The sequence below is a fragment of the Streptomyces broussonetiae genome, from assembly GCF_009796285.1.
GTDB classification, from domain to species: domain Bacteria; phylum Actinomycetota; class Actinomycetes; order Streptomycetales; family Streptomycetaceae; genus Streptomyces; species Streptomyces broussonetiae.
In genome coordinates this window covers 7591539-7607276 of sequence record NZ_CP047020.1, presented here as the reverse complement: position 1 = coordinate 7607276, position 15738 = coordinate 7591539, and the positions used below count along the sequence as shown (strand labels likewise).

Below are 15738 nucleotides of genomic sequence, written 5' to 3'. Positions count from 1 at the left end.
GGTTCGGGGCGGCGGATCACTGCCAGGGGTGCGCAACAGCTTGTCCCCCTTTCACCCGCGCAGCAAGAGACCCCAACCGGTAACCATCCGGCCGGGGTCTCTCTATTGCGTTGTTACTCGGGGCGGATGTGCTCCGCCTGCGGGCCCTTCTGCCCCTGGCCGACATCGAACGTGACCCGCTGGCCCTCTTCCAGGGAGCGGAAGCCGGAGGCGTCGATATTCGAGTAGTGGGCGAAGACGTCGGGGCCGCCGCCGTCCTGCTCGATGAAACCGAAGCCCTTTTCAGCGTTGAACCACTTGACGGTGCCGCTGGCCATGTCTGTCTCCCTCAAGGAAATTCGGAATCGCGCACCGTGCGGGATCCGGAGGTGATCGCCTTGGCCCGGAGAGGCGCTGAACAGCAAGGACGCCCGAGACGTGTGTCACGGGCGAACGGACTTCGGAACCACGACTACTTGTAGCGACGCTACACCGGGCGAGGCCGAAGATCACAGGCGTTATGGGATCGCGTAGGCGAATCTCTATCGTCACCACGGCCGTTACCGGCCGACGTCGCGGCGGCTGCGGACGGCCTTCCACGCCGGCCCGGTGAGATCGACGACCATCATTCCGTCTGCAGCCTCGCGGACGAGGATCCAGCCCTTCGCCTTGAGCCCTTCGAGCTGCTGCCGAATGTCCGGGCCCAGCTCCTCGACGAGCTGCGTCTCCAGCGGTTGCGTGCCGTCGTCCAAGAGCTCCGCGAGCCGGAAGACGAACGCTTCCTCCTCAGCGGTGATACGGAAGTCCATGCGCTGACGCTACGTCACTACCGACCTGGGCGCGCGGCCACCCCTAGGCCCCGGCACCATCACGTGGGGTCGAGTTCCGATCTGAGTGAAGGTCACCCAGGACGCCCTGTGTCGCATTGGCCCAGCATCCGTGGATGGGACAGGTACATGCCCTCACTCAAGAAGAGACGCACTCGCCGAGAGTTCGTTACGAACAGGTCGTGCCAGACGCGTGCCAGATCGTACGGGGAACCGCGGGGAATACCGGAGAATCAAGGGACGGGCCCGCCAGGCGCCAACACCCTTCCGCCGCAGGTCAGCCGCGCAGCGAGCCTTAGATCACCTTAGCTTCCCAAGCTGATGTCACGCGTTGGCCTGCCGTTCGTCCGGGCTGCGGCGCTGGGGCGCCGGTCCCGGCCGAGCGGCAGGCCAACCGAAATCACTCGCACAGCAATTGGCCCCCGCACGGCAGCGCTGGGGAACGCTGCCTCGCGGGGCCCGACCGAGTGACTGTGGAGGAGCGATCAGGTCGCGGCCGACCGAGAGTCCGGGAGCGGTTCAGGCCGCAGGCGTCTCGTGCCGGCTGGCCGGAGGCGCTTCAACCGTCTTGCTATGCATCCCGGCGTCCAGTCCAGCAGTGATCAGCTTCGCCAGCAGTTCGGCTGCTTCGGGGCGAACGGTGCCGAGTTGCACCAATCCGTCGCCGAAGACGTTCACGTCAGCTACCAGGCCGGGAAAGTCGGAGTCCAATCCGAGGAGCACGAGTTGATCGGCCAAGGTGCCGGCGCTTCGTCGTGCGCGTGCCCAGCCACGGACGTAGGCCACGCCGGGAACCAGGTCCTCCGCTCGCTTGGCCACCACTCCTCGCCGGTCGGTCATGGTCCTAGATCCTTCCCTTGTCCTCTTCGCTGGTGGCCGGTGCATGCTCGTGCTCGTCGCCGTCACGGTCGCGGCGGAATCCGCTGGCCATTGCCAGGCGCAGGAGTTCCGCGAGGCGCTCAGCCGTGTCTGGGGAAACCCGGCCCAACTCGACGAGACCGTGCCCGAAGGCGTTCAAGTCCGCACGCAGATACGGGAAGTCCTTCTCCAGACCGGCCCGCACCAGGGCGTCCCGCAGGGCGGTCGTCGCGTTCCGTGCCGCGTACCACCCCTCGCTGTCGAGAGGCGACCACGTGGCAGCGTCGTGTCCGTCGGTCGGCTCATGCGGCATCAGTGGTCGGTCTCCTCGGGAAGGGCAGCGACCGCGGCGTACGGGGTCGAGTACTGCTCGTCGAAGCGGTCGATCCTTGCCAGCAGCTCAGCGGAAGCCACTAGCGCCGTCGCGAGGGCGACCGGGCGGAGGGGATTAGCTTCCGGCCGGCGCGTAGGCGGGCGAAGCCACTGGTACCGGTCATCGAACAGCGGAATGGGTCCGGGGACGACCACGGCCGAGCCCTCATCGAGGTACCGGTACGTCGGAGGAGTCGAGGTTTCGCGTTCGAGGTAGTGCGTGAATCGCTCGCGGCTCCGGGAGTTGAGGAAGAAACCGACTCGCTGCGCCTTGCGGTCGATCGCCGTAGGCCCGAACGGCATTCCACTGCGCAGCAGCCGGTCGTACATCTCCATGCCGAGGCGCTGGTCCACGCTCAAGACGTCGAAGAAGCGGCCAGTCGGCAGCAACGCGGGCATCCGCGGATCGTCCGCCCACACCTGCCGGCACTCGACCGGGTTGTCCGCCGCCGCAGACAGCCATTCCATGCCCCGCCTGGTCATCCTGTGCACGTCGTCTCACCCTCAGTCGGACCACCGTGCGGCCCCGATGCCGCAGTAGGACCAGACTCCGCGCTCGGTACCTGACCAGGGCAGATGACGAGAGGTGACGGGGGATGACGCGTCCACGCATGTCATGTCATCCCCCGTCACCGACCTTCCGACATACGATCTCCGGTTACTGCCTGCAAGATGCCGTCACCAGCGCGTACATTCGATCAGGCAAGCTGAGTTGCCACACCGGCGCATGCGCGCGGGAGTGAAGGGGCACGACTCGATGAAGCCGACCAGCGTCCGCTTACGTGAAGCCCGCATCAGCCGAGGCTGGAGCCAGCCAAGGCTGGTGAGGGAACTGCGCCAGGCAGCAGCTCAGCGCGGTCATCAGCTTCCTTCGGACGCCAGTGTGAAGCGGCGTATCGCGAGTTGGGAGAACGGCCACAGCACGCCGGACGACTTCTACGGCCCGTTGCTGTGTGACGCCTTCGCTGCAAGCGCTGCAGAACTCGGGCTGAATCACGGAGAGCTCAAGGACGCTCCGGTACTGGACGCCGCGTACCCCGCCAGCCCGGACGACGCCATTCAAACGGTCAGCCAGTTGTGGCGGGCAGACCTCAACCAGTACGACCCACTGCTCACGGCGGAGCCGTCCGAGCCCGCGTGGAACGAGGCGTCCCTTCGGTGGTTGGTCGCGCCCGAGCCGGGCATCCCTCGCCCTCGACCCGAGGGAATGCGAGTCGGTCTCGGCGACGTGACAGCCGTGAAGACCACGGCGGACATATTCGCCCGGCTCGACGACCAGTTCGGCGGAGAACATGCGCGGCACTCGGTCATCCAGTACCTCAACAACGACGTGACCCCGCTTCTGCGAGGCCGCTACACCGAGCAGGTAGGCCGAGCCCTGTTCTCCACCGTGGCGGAAGCCACGCTCCTTGCCGGTTGGATGTCTTACGACGCCTGCCGCCACGGGCTCGCCCAGAGGTACTTCCTCCAGGCGCTCCGCCTTGCCCAGGACGCCAACGACCGCAGGTTCGCAGGCAGCGTCCTGTCTGCGATGAGCCACCAGGCGGCCTTCTTGGGTCGGTACACCGAGGCCGCCACTCTCGCCCGTGCAGCGCTCATGGGCATTTCGCCGGTGGCCACGCCGACATTGCGGGCTCAGTTCCACGCGATGGAGGCCCGCGCCCTTGCCCGTACCGGAGACGTCGCCGCGTGCGAGGCCGCCCTGAGTGCCGCCACGAAGGCGCTGGAAAGCCGGATTCAACAAGTCAGGGGCGTAATGATCTTGATCGGTACCCGCACGGTCGCGGCTTCCGGCGCAGGTCAGGGGCCCTATGGTCTCCCGCTCTCACCTGGGCTCCGGAGCCGTGTGCGCAGGTTCAAATCCAGCCGATGGCTCCTCGCGGGCGCCCTTCACAGCCCGCCGACCCACCCAGTAGCACCTCGCCCCCAGTGCACATCCAGTGCGCAATCCCCCGAGGACTCCCAGGAAACCCCAAGTAGAAGCGGGCATTCCCCCGCATGCACAAGAACCCTGATCAGGACATTTTCCCTGGTCAGGGCCCAAATGGCAGACGCGTCGGACTGTACACCGGATTCAGCCCGAGCCGGAATGGACCAACGGAATCCCCAACCGGCCGCCTCGCCCAAACGCTCATCGGCCGGCACAAGACGGCAAAACCGACCGGCAACATCCCTATACGGCATGTGTCAGCACCGACGGCTCCCCTGGCCCCGACGCCCAGCAGCGCATGCCTCAGCCCCCATCCGAGCCGCACTCAAGTCCGGACAACCCCCAGAAGCTCCACGTGGCCCTCCCCGACAAGCCACCCGCCGTGACGGAGTCCGTCGCAGTCGCCCTCCTGCAGTTACTTCGCGCCATGCTCGCCGATCCGGGCCAGCAGCGCCCCGAACCCGAAAACACCTAGGCGGGGAAATGGGCACGGCTGGCTCTTCTCGCCCGTTCGAGGTACGACAGACCGCCACATAACACCCGCACCACTCTGCACACCACAATCGCTGGGGGTCTGACCACACGTGATCCGATTCGCCTTCGCCGGACGCTGTTCCACCGAGGACCTACAAGACCCGGAAGCCTCCAGAAACTGGCAGCTCACCCGAGCCCGCGCCCTGATCGAACCCGCCGGCGGCCAGATCGTCACCGAGTACTTCGACATCGGCCACAGCCGCTCCCTGCCCTGGCAACGCCGCCCCCGCGCCAACGACCTCCTCCAAGCCCTCCGCGACCCCAACCGCGGATTCGACGCGGTCGTGATCGGAGAGCCCCAGCGCACCTTCTACGGCAACCAGTTCGGCAACACCTTCCCCGTCTTCGTCCACTTCCGCATCCCGCTCTGGGTACCGGAGGTCGGCGGACCCATCGACCCCGACAACGAAGCCCACGACCTGGTCATGTCCGTCTTCGGCGGCATGAGCAAAGGCGAACGCAACCGCATCAAGATCCGGGTCCGCACCGCCATGAGCTCCCAGGCCAAACTCCAGGGCCGCTACCTCGGCGGTCGGCCGCCCTACGGCTACCGGATCAGCGACGCCGGCACCCACCCCAACCCCGCCAAAGCAGCCACCGGACAACTCCTGCACAAACTCGAACCCGACCCCGAAACCGCACCCGTCGTCCTGCGCATCTTCACCCTGTACGTCGGCACCCGGTACATCGACGGCATGAGCGACGAGGCCATCGCCCGCCGCCTCGACAGCGAAAACGTCCCCTGCCCCTCCGCCCACGACGCCGCCCGCAACCCCCACCGCACGAAGACCGGATGGCAGGCCGGAGCGGTCAGGGCCATCCTCCTCAACCCCCGCTACACCGGCCACGAGGTCTGGAACAAGCAACGCAAGGAAGAACGCCTCATCGACGTCGACGACGTCACCCTCGGCCACCGCACCACCATGACCCGCAACCCCCACGACCAGTGGATCTGGTCCAACGAACCCGCACACGACCCACTCATCACCAAGGAACTCTTCGAAACCGCCCAACAGGCCCGCAAAGACCGCGCCCGCCCCTACCAACGGCACGAACGCCCCAACCAGCGCAGCACCCGGCGCCCCTACGTCCTGCGCGGACGGGTGAAGTGCGCTCTGTGCGGACGCAAGATGCAGCCCTCGCCGATCCGCGACCGCATCTACTACCGATGCGAGTACAAAGATCAGGAAGCAGCCCTCTACCCCGGGCTCGACCACCCCCGCCCCGTCAACCTGCGCGAAGACATCATCTGCCGCGCACTCGACGCCTGGATCGCCCGCGCCTTCACCCCCGAGCGCCCGCCACCATCACCGCACTCAGCCAGGCCAGCATCGCCGCCAGCGCCGCACAGACCCACACCCCCGAACAGACCCAAGCCCGCCAGGCCATCAAGCAATGCGAGCGGCGTCTCGCCCGCTACCAGGCCGCCCTCGACGCCGGAGCCGACCCAGCCATCGTCACCCAGTGGATCAACGACGCACTACACGACAGGGAAGCCGCCCAGAAGAAGCTCGACGCACTGCCCACCGTCCCCCGGAAGAGGAACGAACCCCTCACCACCGACCAGATCCGGGAGATCACTGAGAGACTCGGAGACATCGCACAACGCATCCAGACCGCCGACGCCGACAAGAAGGAGCCCCTCTACGAAGCCCTGGGCATCACGATCATCTACGACAACGCAACGAGGACCGCGACCGTTAGGTCGAGGCCCTCGCTTCGGTATCGCTATACAGGGTGTCCGAGGGGGGACTTGAACCCCCACGCCCGATAAAGGGCACTAGCACCTCAAGCTAGCGCGTCTGCCATTCCGCCACCCGGACTAGGTGTCTGTCGCCTTGCCGGGGGTGTTCCCCGCGGCGACATGGACAACAATACCAAGGTTTCGGAGTGCGTTTCACCTGCGTATCCGTGCTGTGAGGGGCGGCCCGGGCCTGCCGGGCCGCCTGGAGTGGCGGCCGTGCACGGAATGCAAGATTCCGCGTACGTCGCGTGAGGATCACGGCATGAGCTGGTACACCGGGAAGTGCCCGGGCGGCCGCTCCCCTGCGGGGCCCCGGGTGACGGCGCGCACCAGGAGGTCGCCGACGACGAAGGCGCCGCGCCAAGAGGCGCCGAACCCGCCGAACAGCTCGTCGCGGTCGCCCCGGGAGCGGGGCACTCCGTGCCCGGTCTTGAAGGCGCGGATCTGCGGTGCGAGACGGTCGTAGGCAGCCCGGTCGTCCGTGGCGAGGGTGGCGACCAGCGCCCCGTTGGACGCGTTCATGGCGGCCAGCAGCTCGGCCTCGGTGTCGACGAGGACGATCGTGTCGACCGGCCCGAAGGGTTCGGCGTGGTGCATCGGGGAGGAGGGCGGCGGGTTGCGCAGGGTGACCGGGTGGACGTACGCGGAGGTGTCCTGGCCGGTGAGGAAGCGTCCCCGCCTGCAGCCTCCCCCGGTGGAGCGGTACGGCGCCCCGGTCGACGGCCTCGGCCACCTGGTCGGTCGGCTACCGCACGTCGGCCGTCGGCGCCCGGTAGTCCGGCGGCGTTCGCGATCCGGGCCGCGACGGCGGAGGTGACGCCCTCGGACCGGTCGATCGGGATGCGGGCCACGGCCTCGGGTCGGCTCGCCGCCGCCTCCTCGATCTCCATGCCGCCCTGCGCGGAGGCGATCGCGAGAAAGCCGCCGGCGGTGCGGTCGAGGACGTAGAAGACGTGGAACTCTTCGGCGATGTCGACCGGTTGGGCCGGCATGACGGTGCCGACGCGGTGCCCCTTGATGTCCATGCCGAGTAGCTGACGTGCCGTCAGTTCGGCGGGGGCGGGGTCCGCGGCGGGCTTGACCCCGCCGGCCTTGCCTCGGCCGCCGGTCTTCACCTGCGCCTTGACCGCGGCCCGGCCGCCGAGCCTGCGGGCGATCTCGCGCGCTCCTCCGGGCTAGTGGGCGACCTCCGCCCTCCGCCTGCGGCACCGGAATGCCGTGTTCTTCGAAGAGTTGCCATGCCTGGTGTTCGTACAGGTCCATGTGCGACTCCTGTCCGGGCGGCCGGCCGCAGGCTCGCGACAGGCCGCGCTCATGTCGGGGAGACGGTTTCAGGGGGGCGGCTCCGCTGGCGCAAAGGTGGCGGACTGCCATGACCGAAAAGCGCGTCCGCCCCCTGGACGCCACCCACCGGGATGGGGGATAACAAGTTTCATACAGTATTCGTCGACTGTATGCAATCTACTGCATGCACCGTGCCGTAGTGCTCATACAAGACACCGCGAGCCGCCCAACCCCCCACGAAAGGGACAGGACTTCGCCATGCCCGACGGCACCCAGGACGTGATCTCCGGTGGTCATCTCGTTGCCAAGGCGCTGAAGGCCGAGGGGGTCGACCGCATCTACACGCTGTGCGGCGGCCACATCATCGACATCTACGACGGCTGCGTCGACGAGGGCGTAGAAGTCGTCGACGTCCGCCACGAGCAGGTCGCCGCGCACGCCGCCGACGGCTACGCCCGGATCACCGGCAAACCGGGCTGCGCGGTGGTCACCGCCGGCCCCGGCACGACCGACGCGGTCACCGGCGTCGCCAACGCCTTCCGCGCGGAGTCCCCGATGCTGCTGATCGGCGGTCAGGGCGCGCTCACCCAGCACAGGATGGGGTCCCTGCAGGACCTGCCGCACGTCGACATGATGGCGCCGATCACCAAGTTCGCGGCGACGGTGCCGGACACGGCCCGCGCGGCCGACATGGTCTCCATGGCGTTCCGCGAGTGCTACCACGGCGCGCCCGGCCCCTCCTTCCTCGAGATCCCCCGCGACGTCCTGGACGCGAGGGTGCCGGCGGACAAGGCGCGGGTCCCGAGGGCCGGCGCCTACCGCGCCTCCACTCGCTCGGCCGGTGATCCCGAGGCGGTCGAGAGGCTCGCCGACCTGCTGGTCCACGCCGAGAAGCCGGCGATCCTGCTGGGCAGCCAGGTGTGGACGACCCGCGGCACCGAGGCCGCCGTCGAGCTGGTGCGCGCCCTCAACATCCCCGCGTACATGAACGGCGCCGGTCGCGGCACGCTCCCGCCGGGCGACCCGCACCACTTCCAGCTCTCACGCCGCTACGCCTTCTCCAACGCCGAGGTCATCGTGATCGTCGGCACCCCCTTCGACTTCCGCATGGGCTACGGCAAACGACTGTCCCCCGACGCGACGGTCGTCCAGATCGACCTCGACTACCGGACCGTCGGCAAGAACCGCGACATCGACCTCGGCATCGCCGGCGACGCCGCACTGGTGCTCAAGTCCGTGACCGAGGCGGCCTCCGGGCGCGTCGACGGAGGTGCGTCCAGGCGCAAGGAGTGGCTCGACGAGCTGCGCGCGGCCGAGCAGAGCGCGATCGACAAGCGGCTGCCGCAGTTGCGCTCGGACGCGTCCCCCATCCACCCGTACCGCCTGGTCAGCGAGATCAACGACTTCCTCACCGAGGACTCGATCTACATCGGCGACGGCGGCGACGTCACCTTCTCCGGGCAGGTGGTGCAGCCCAAGTCGCCCGGCCACTGGATGGATCCGGGCCCGCTCGGCACGCTCGGCGTGGGCGTGCCGTTCGTGCTCGCCGCCAAGCAGGCCCGCCCGGACAAGGAGGTCGTCGCCCTCTTCGGCGACGGCGCGTTCTCGCTGACCGGCTGGGATTTCGAGACCCTGGTCCGCTACGACCTGCCGTTCGTCGGCATCGTCGGCAACAACTCCTCGATGAACCAGATCCGTTACGGCCAGGCCGCCAAGTACGGCAAGGAACGCGAGCGGGTCGGCAACACCCTCGGCGACGTGGCGTACGACAAGTTCGCGCAGCTGCTGGGCGGTTACGGCGAGGCGGTCCGCGACCCCGCCGACATCGGCCCCGCCCTGCGCCGGGCCCGCGAGTCGGGCAAGCCGTCGCTGATCAACGTCTGGGTCGACCCGGACGCGTACGCCCCCGGAACCATGAACCAGACCATGTACAAGTGAGGAGCGCCAGTCATGACCAAGGCTCTTGACGGCATCCGCGTCCTGGACATGACGCACGTCCAGTCCGGGCCCTCCGCCACCCAGCTGCTCGCCTGGCTCGGCGCCGACGTCATCAAGCTGGAGGCGCCGAGCGGAGACATCACCCGCAAGCAGTTGCGCGACCTCCCCGACGTCGACTCCCTCTACTTCACGATGCTCAACTGCAACAAGCGGAGCATCACCCTCAACACCAAGACCGAGCGCGGCAAGGAGATCCTGGCCGAGCTGATCCGGCGCTCGGACGTCATGGTCGAGAACTTCGGGCCGGGCGCGGTCGACCGTATGGGATTCACCTGGGAGCGCATCCAGGAGCTCAACCCCCGCATCGTGTACGCGTCCATCAAGGGCTTCGGGGAGGGCCCCTACACCAACTTCAAGGCGTACGAGGTCGTTGCGCAGGCCATGGGCGGGTCGATGTCGACGACCGGCTTCGAGGAGGGGCCGCCGCTGGCGACGGGGGCGCAGATCGGTGACTCGGGCACCGGAGTGCACACCGTGGCCGGAATACTGGCCGCGCTCCTCCAGCGCGAGCGGACCGGACGCGGCCAGCGGGTCAACGTCGCCATGCAGCACGCCGTGCTCAACCTGTGCCGGGTGAAGCTGCGCGACCAGCAACGGCTCACGCACGGCCCGCTCGCGGAGTACCCGAACGAGGACTTCGGCGTCGAGGTGCCGCGCTCCGGCAACGCGTCCGGCGGCGGCCAGCCCGGCTGGGCGGTCAAGTGCGCGCCGGGCGGCCCGAACGACTACGTGTACGTCATCGTGCAGCCCGTGGGCTGGCAGCCGATCACCGAACTCATCGGCCGGCCCGAGCTGGCCGACGACCCCGAGTGGGCGACCCCGGAGGCCCGGCTGCCCAAGCTCAACAAGATGTTCCAGCTGATCGAGGAGTGGTCCTCGACGCTCCCCAAGTGGGACGTGCTGGAGAGGCTCAACGCCCACAACATCCCGTGCGGGCCCATCCTGTCCACCAAGGAGATCATCGAGGACGCCTCACTGGTCGCCAACGAGATGGTGGTCACCGTCCCGCACCCCGAGCGCGGCTCGTTCGTCACCGTCGGAAGCCCGCTCAAGCTCTCCGACTCCCCCGTCGAGGTGACGGGTCCCCCGCTGCTCGGCGAGCACAACGAGGAGATCTACGTCGGCGAACTGGGCCTCGGCGACGCGGAGTTGCACCTGCTGAAGTCGAACGGAGTGATCTGACGTGATGGCAGAGGACCGTCGGCTGCGGGTCCGCGCGCTGCTCGACTCCGTGCGCGCCGAGGGCCGTAGCGCGCTGACTGCACCCGAGGGAAAGGTGATCGCCGACGCGTACGGGATCGCCGTGCCGGGCGAGGAACTGGCGGGGGACGTGGACGCGGCGGTGGCCGCGGCGGCCCGGTTCGGTGGGCCGGTGGTGATGAAGATCGTCTCGCCGGACATCCTGCACAAGACCGACGCGGGCGGGGTCGTCGTCGGGGTCGAGGGCGCGGCGGACGTACGCGCCGCCTTCCACCGGATCCTCGGCAACGCCCGTGCCCACGACGCCGGGGCCCGCATCGAGGGCGTGCAGGTGCAGGAGCTGCTGCCGGCGGGCCAGGAGGTCATCGTCGGCGCGGTCACCGATCCGACGTTCGGGAAGGTGGTGGCGTTCGGGCTCGGCGGGGTGCTGGTCGAGGTGCTGAAGGACGTGACCTTCCGGCTGGCCCCGGTGGACGCCGACGAGGCACTGTCGATGCTGGACTCCATCCGGTCGGCGGAAGTTCTGCGCGGGGTGCGCGGGCAGGCCGGGGTCGACCGGTGGGCGCTCGCCGAGCAGATCCGGCGGGTGTCCCAGCTGGTCGCCGACTTCCCGGAGATCGCCGAGGTGGACCTCAACCCGGTGATCGCCACCCCGCAGGGGGCACTGGCCGCCGACATCCGGGTGATCCTCGCCGAGCGGCAGCCGGTACCGAGGAAGACGTACACACGCGACGAGATCCTCGCGTCGATGCGCCGGCTGATGCAACCGTCCTCCGTCGCCGTCATCGGTGCCTCCAATGAGCAGGGCAAGATCGGCAATTCGGTCATGCGCAATCTCGTCGACGGCGGCTTCTCCGGCGAGATCCACCCGGTGAATCCCAGGGCCGACGACATTCTGGGCCGCAAGGCGTACAAGAGTGTCACGGACGTTCCCGGTGAGGTGGATGTGGCAGTCTTCGCCATTCCCGCCAGGTTCGTGGCCGCGGCCCTGGAAGAGGTGGGGCGCAAGAGGATCCCCAACGCCGTGCTCATCCCCTCCGGGTTCGCCGAGACCGGCGAGCACGCACTGCAGGCGGAGATCGTGCGGATCGCCGAGCGGCACGGCATCCGCCTGCTCGGCCCGAACATCTACGGCTACTACTCCACCTGGCAGGACCTGTGCGCCACGTTCTGCACTCCTTACGACGTCAAGGGCGGGGTGGCGCTGACCGCAGTCCGGCGGGATCGGCATGGCCGTCCTCGGCTTCGCCCGCACCACGAAGACGGGCGTGTCGGCGATCGTCGGCCTCGGCAACAAGTCGGACCTGGACGAGGACGACCTGCTGACCTGGTTCGGTGAGGACCCCCACACCGAGTGCATCGCCATGCATCTCGAGGACCTCAAGGACGGGCGGGCGTTCGTCGAGGCAGCGCGCGCGACCGTGCCGAGGAAGCCGGTGGTGGTGCTGAAGGCGGGCCGTACGGCGGCCGGCGCGAAGGCGGCCGGCTCGCACACCGGCGCGCTCGCGGGCGACGACGCGGTGTACGACGACGTCCTGCGGCAGGCGGGGGTGATCCGGGCGCCGGGCCTGAACGACATGCTGGAGTACGCCCGCGCCCTGTCCGTCCTGCCCTCCCCCAGGGGCGACAACGTCGTGATCATCACCGGGGCGGGCGGCAGCGGCGTGCTGTTGTCGGACGCGGTGAGCGAGAACGGGCTGTCCCTGATGGAGATCCCGCCCGACCTGGACGAGGCGTTCCGCCGCTACATCCCGCCGTTCGGCTCGGCCGGCAACCCGGTCGACATCACCGGGGGCGAACCGCCGTCGACGTACGAGGCGACGGTCCGACTGGGTCTGGAGGATCCGCGGATCCACGCGCTCGTCCTCGGCTACTGGCACACCATCGTCACTGCGCCGATGGCGTTCGCCGAACTGACCGCGCGGGTGGTCGCGGAGTTCCGCGAGCGCGGGATCGAGAAGCCGGTCGTGGCCTCCCTCGCCGGCGACGTCGAGGTCGAGGAGGCCTGCCAGTACCTGTTCGAGCGGGGGGTCGTGGCCTACCCGTACACGACCGAGAAGCCGGTGGCCGTGCTCGGCGCGAAGTACCGCTGGGCGCGGGCGGCCGGGGTGCTGGGGGGCGGTTCATGAGGTGAGTGACGCGGAGGCCGGCCGGCGGTGCGCGTCGGCCGGCCCCGGGACCCGTGTGCGCACGAAAGGCATTGGACAGGGGGCGCCGGCCAGAACTTTCGACGCAGAGGGTGGAACCGCGAGATGGAAACCACCGATCCCCCAGCCTCCCTGCTCTGCCGGGAGGTGAGGGACCGCAGGGGCCGCGTGTACCGGGTCGGCGAGTGCGACGTCGACCTGCTGGGCCGTGGCCGGATCTGGATGGTCGTCCTGCCCTGGGCGGGCATGACGGGCCTCAGCTGTGCCGCGTACGCGTATCTCGCGGCGCGGACCGGTCCTCGTGACACCCACGGGTGGGGCGGGGACCTGTGGCCGGCGGGCCTGTGGGCCCTGTCCCAGGCCGCCGCCTTCCCGGCCGGACGGCTCAGGGAGAGCGGCCGGCTCACCGCCCGCGCGGCCGTGACGACCGGAGCGCTCGGCACCCTTGTCGGGTACCTCGTGCTCGCCGCCGCACCTCAACTGATCGCGGCCCGGCTGGGATTCGGGCTGCTCGCCGACGTCGGCGCGGGCCTGGTGCACGCGACGTGTCTGCTGCTGCCGGGCAAGTGGTGGCCGGAACGCCGGGGCGCTTCCACGGGTCTGGTGACGAGCGGAAACGCCCTGGGGCCGCACCGTTCCTGTTTCCCGCCGTCCGGCAGGCCTCCGGGCGGGCCCTGCTCACGGCCGCGGGCCTCGGGTCGGGCCTGGCGGTCGCGGCGGCCGGGTGGTTCTTCCGGGACCCGCCGAGAAACTGGTGGCCGCCCGGACCGGGCGCCTTGTCCGGGCCGGCGGACCCGTTCGCCCGCCACGCGCGGCGCAGGAACCCGCCCGACGTACGGCATCTCACGGCCGGGCCACCACGTCCAGGCCACCCGGACACAGGGAGCCGAGTCCAGGCCACCCGGGCACAGGGGGGAGCCGGCGGGGCCGGGCCGTCCAAGGGGACGGCCGTCCGGGGTCAGGGCTCGTTGCGGTGGTGGTACGAGTGCCGGGTGTGCTCGGTGTGCTCGCGCATCAGCCGGCCGGCCTTCTGATCGTCCCGCTCCCTGATCGCGTCGACCAGGTCGGAGTGCTCGGACCAGGAGGTGCCGCCGCGCAGCTTGGCGACCGGTGTGTAGTACCAGCGGACCCGGCGGTCGACCTGGGCGGCCAGCTCGGCGAGGACCGCGTTGCCGGCCAGCTCCATGACCTTGGCGTGGAAGGCCGCGTTGAGCGTCACGGCGCGGGTCACGTCGTCGGCGGCGACCGCCGTGCGGCCCTCCTCGACGATGCCGCAGAGGACCTCGACACCCTTCGCGTCGGCGTTGAGCGCCGCGAGCCGCGCCGCCTCGGCCTCCAGCAGGGTGCGGACCGTGAGCAGTTGGTCGGCCTCCTCCTCGGTCGGCTCGTGCACGAACGCGCCCTGCGCCGGCCGCAGATCGACCCAGCCCTCGGTGTTCAGCCGCTGCAGTGCCTCGCGCACCGGCTGCCGGGAAACCCCGAGATGCCCGGCCAGCTCGCTCTCGACCAGATGCTGGCCGGGCTGCAGCGCGCGGGTGGTGATCAGTTCCAGCAGGGCTTCGTAGACGCGCTCGCGCAGCGGTCCGGGGCGTTCCAGCCTGGGCACGGCCCCCTGCGGCAGTCCGGTCGGCAACATCACGGTCCCCCTCCTGGGCAGCTCTGGCACGTAGGCACTGGACGCTCAGTATCGATTGTCTTTTGTCTACAGTCTACGGTGCACAAAATCCAGGCCTGAAGCGCCGGCTTCCGCCGGACCTGTGCCCCCGCTCGACCACCTCACGGGCAGCGTACGACCTGCCCGGCGTACGACAGATTGCCACCGAAGCCGAACAGGAGCACCGGTTCGCCGCTGCGCAGCGCCCCCTGCTCGAGCAGCTTGGAGAAGGCGAGCGGGATGCTGGCCGCCGAGGTGTTGCCGGACTCGGTGACATCGCGGGCGATCACCGCGTTGACAGCGCCGAGCTTCTCGGCGAGCGGCTCGATGATGCGCAGATTGGCCTGGTGCAGGACGACCCCGGCCAGGTCCGCGGGGGCCACGCCGGACTTCTCACAGGCCTGGCGGGCGATGGCCGGCAGCTGGGTGGTGGCCCAGCGGTAGACGCTCTGCCCCTCCTGTGCGAACCGCGGCGGGGTGCCCTCGATCCGCACCGCGTGCCCCATCTCGGGCACCGACCCCCACAGCACCGGCCCGATCCCCGGCTCCTCCCCCGGCAGGCACGCCTCGACCACGGCGGCCCCGGCCCCGTCGCCGACCAGCACGCAGGTGGTGCGGTCGGTCCAGTCGGTGACGTCGGACATCTTGTCGGCGCCGATGACCAGCGCCCGGGTGGCCGCGCCGGCCCGGACGGTGTGGTCCGCGGTGGCCAGGGCGTGGGTGAACCCGGCACACACCACGTTGACGTCCATCGCCGCCGGCTGCGCAATGCCGAGCCGGGCCGCGACCCGGGCGGCAGTGTTCGGGGAGCGGTCGATCGCCGTGGAGGTGGCGACCAGGACCAGGTCGATGTCGCCGGGGGCCAGCCCTGCGGCGGCCAGCGCCTTGGCGGCGGCGTGCGCGGCCAACTCGTCGACCGGCTCGTCCGGTCCGGCGATGTGCCGGGTACGGATGCCGACCCGGCTGCGGATCCACTCGTCGCTCGTGTCGACCATGCCCGCCAGGTCCTCGTTGGTGAGGACTCCGGCGGGCTGGTAGTGACCGATGGCGGCGATGCGCGAGCCGTTCATGGCGGGGTCCCCTCGGTGCCTTGGGTAGCGGGATCCACCAGTCTGGTCAGTGACTCACGGGTACGACGGCAGGTGAAGCCACAGGAATCACGCGTCCGCGTTGTCGGCTTCTTGCAGACCCTCGGACGTCCTGCCTTTCCC

Annotated in this window: 11 protein-coding genes, 1 tRNA gene and 4 pseudogenes; 6 read left to right on the top strand and 10 right to left on the bottom strand. The window is 69.5% G+C overall.

Translation table 11 applies throughout. From position 1 onward, the window contains the following. Window positions 1–113 precede the first annotated feature (113 nt). From GQF42_RS34945 to GQF42_RS34925, 5 genes are all read right to left on the bottom strand, one after another. Window positions 114–317, bottom strand: a complete 204-nt coding sequence (locus GQF42_RS34945) for a cold-shock protein (protein WP_141360305.1) — start codon at window positions 315–317, stop codon at window positions 114–116. A gap of 222 nt (window positions 318–539) precedes the next feature. Further along, the gene (locus GQF42_RS34940) at window positions 540–788 is read right to left on the bottom strand and encodes a hypothetical protein (RefSeq protein ID WP_158926648.1); all 249 of its coding nucleotides are present in this window, start codon (window positions 786–788) and stop codon (window positions 540–542) included. 537 nt (window positions 789–1325) lie between these two features. Continuing rightward, complete coding sequence (locus tag GQF42_RS34935; RefSeq protein ID WP_158926646.1) at window positions 1326–1646, bottom strand: hypothetical protein; 321 nt, start codon at window positions 1644–1646, stop codon at window positions 1326–1328. Window positions 1647–1650: 4 nt separating this feature from the next. Further along, window positions 1651–1977: a hypothetical protein gene (locus tag GQF42_RS34930; protein ID WP_158926644.1), complete on the bottom strand. Its 327-nt coding sequence runs from the start codon at window positions 1975–1977 to the stop codon at window positions 1651–1653. Continuing rightward, window positions 1977–2504 carry a bifunctional DNA primase/polymerase gene (locus tag GQF42_RS34925; protein ID WP_158926642.1) on the bottom strand — a complete coding sequence of 176 codons (528 nt, stop codon included), beginning with the start codon at window positions 2502–2504 and terminating at the stop codon, window positions 1977–1979. The genes GQF42_RS34930 and GQF42_RS34925 overlap by 1 nt, the downstream gene beginning before the upstream one ends. Before the next feature lie 415 nt (window positions 2505–2919). Between GQF42_RS34925 and GQF42_RS46235 the strand changes: the two are divergent. The 3 genes and pseudogenes from GQF42_RS46235 to GQF42_RS34915 all read left to right on the top strand — a co-directional run. Next, window positions 2920–3771: pseudogene (locus GQF42_RS46235) on the top strand (hypothetical protein); the annotation flags it as partial. A 493-nt stretch (window positions 3772–4264) separates the two neighbouring features. Next, window positions 4265–4441, top strand: a complete 177-nt coding sequence (locus tag GQF42_RS45120; RefSeq protein ID WP_199272901.1) for a hypothetical protein — start codon at window positions 4265–4267, stop codon at window positions 4439–4441. A 109-nt stretch (window positions 4442–4550) separates the two neighbouring features. Beyond that, window positions 4551–6257 (top strand): recombinase family protein, encoded by a 1707-nt coding sequence (locus GQF42_RS34915; protein WP_233273560.1) that lies wholly within the window; start codon window positions 4551–4553, stop codon window positions 6255–6257. On the opposite strand, the gene GQF42_RS34910 is transcribed toward GQF42_RS34915, so the two are convergent. The 3 genes and pseudogenes from GQF42_RS34910 to GQF42_RS34900 form a co-directional block, all read right to left on the bottom strand. Continuing rightward, window positions 6239–6323: transfer RNA gene (locus GQF42_RS34910), tRNA-Leu, on the bottom strand. The two genes, GQF42_RS34915 and GQF42_RS34910, sit on opposite strands and share 19 nt — an antisense overlap. A gap of 176 nt (window positions 6324–6499) precedes the next feature. Then, window positions 6500–6983 (bottom strand): annotated as a pseudogene (locus tag GQF42_RS34905) (aldehyde dehydrogenase family protein); the annotation flags it as partial. 31 nt (window positions 6984–7014) lie between these two features. Further along, window positions 7015–7507 (bottom strand): annotated as a pseudogene (locus GQF42_RS34900) (ATP-grasp domain-containing protein); the annotation flags it as partial. 279 nt (window positions 7508–7786) lie between these two features. Here GQF42_RS34900 and GQF42_RS34895 point away from each other — a divergent pair. The 3 genes and pseudogenes from GQF42_RS34895 (at window position 7787) to GQF42_RS34885 (ending at window position 12855) form a co-directional block, all read left to right on the top strand. After that, window positions 7787–9466: a thiamine pyrophosphate-binding protein gene (locus GQF42_RS34895; protein ID WP_158926640.1), complete on the top strand. Its 1680-nt coding sequence runs from the start codon at window positions 7787–7789 to the stop codon at window positions 9464–9466. A 12-nt stretch (window positions 9467–9478) separates the two neighbouring features. Continuing rightward, window positions 9479–10708: a formyl-CoA transferase gene (gene frc / locus GQF42_RS34890; protein ID WP_158926638.1), complete on the top strand. Its 1230-nt coding sequence runs from the start codon at window positions 9479–9481 to the stop codon at window positions 10706–10708. A gap of 4 nt (window positions 10709–10712) precedes the next feature. After that, window positions 10713–12855 (top strand): annotated as a pseudogene (locus GQF42_RS34885) (acetate--CoA ligase family protein). Between the two features lie 976 nt (window positions 12856–13831). Here the strand turns inward: GQF42_RS34885 and GQF42_RS34880 are convergent. Together GQF42_RS34880 and GQF42_RS34875 are read right to left on the bottom strand one after the other, a co-directional pair. Further along, window positions 13832–14509, bottom strand: a complete 678-nt coding sequence (locus GQF42_RS34880) for a GntR family transcriptional regulator (RefSeq protein WP_158930926.1) — start codon at window positions 14507–14509, stop codon at window positions 13832–13834. A gap of 140 nt (window positions 14510–14649) precedes the next feature. Next, window positions 14650–15597 (bottom strand): beta-ketoacyl-ACP synthase III, encoded by a 948-nt coding sequence (locus GQF42_RS34875; RefSeq protein WP_158926636.1) that lies wholly within the window; start codon window positions 15595–15597, stop codon window positions 14650–14652. Window positions 15598–15738: the final 141 nt, after the last annotated feature.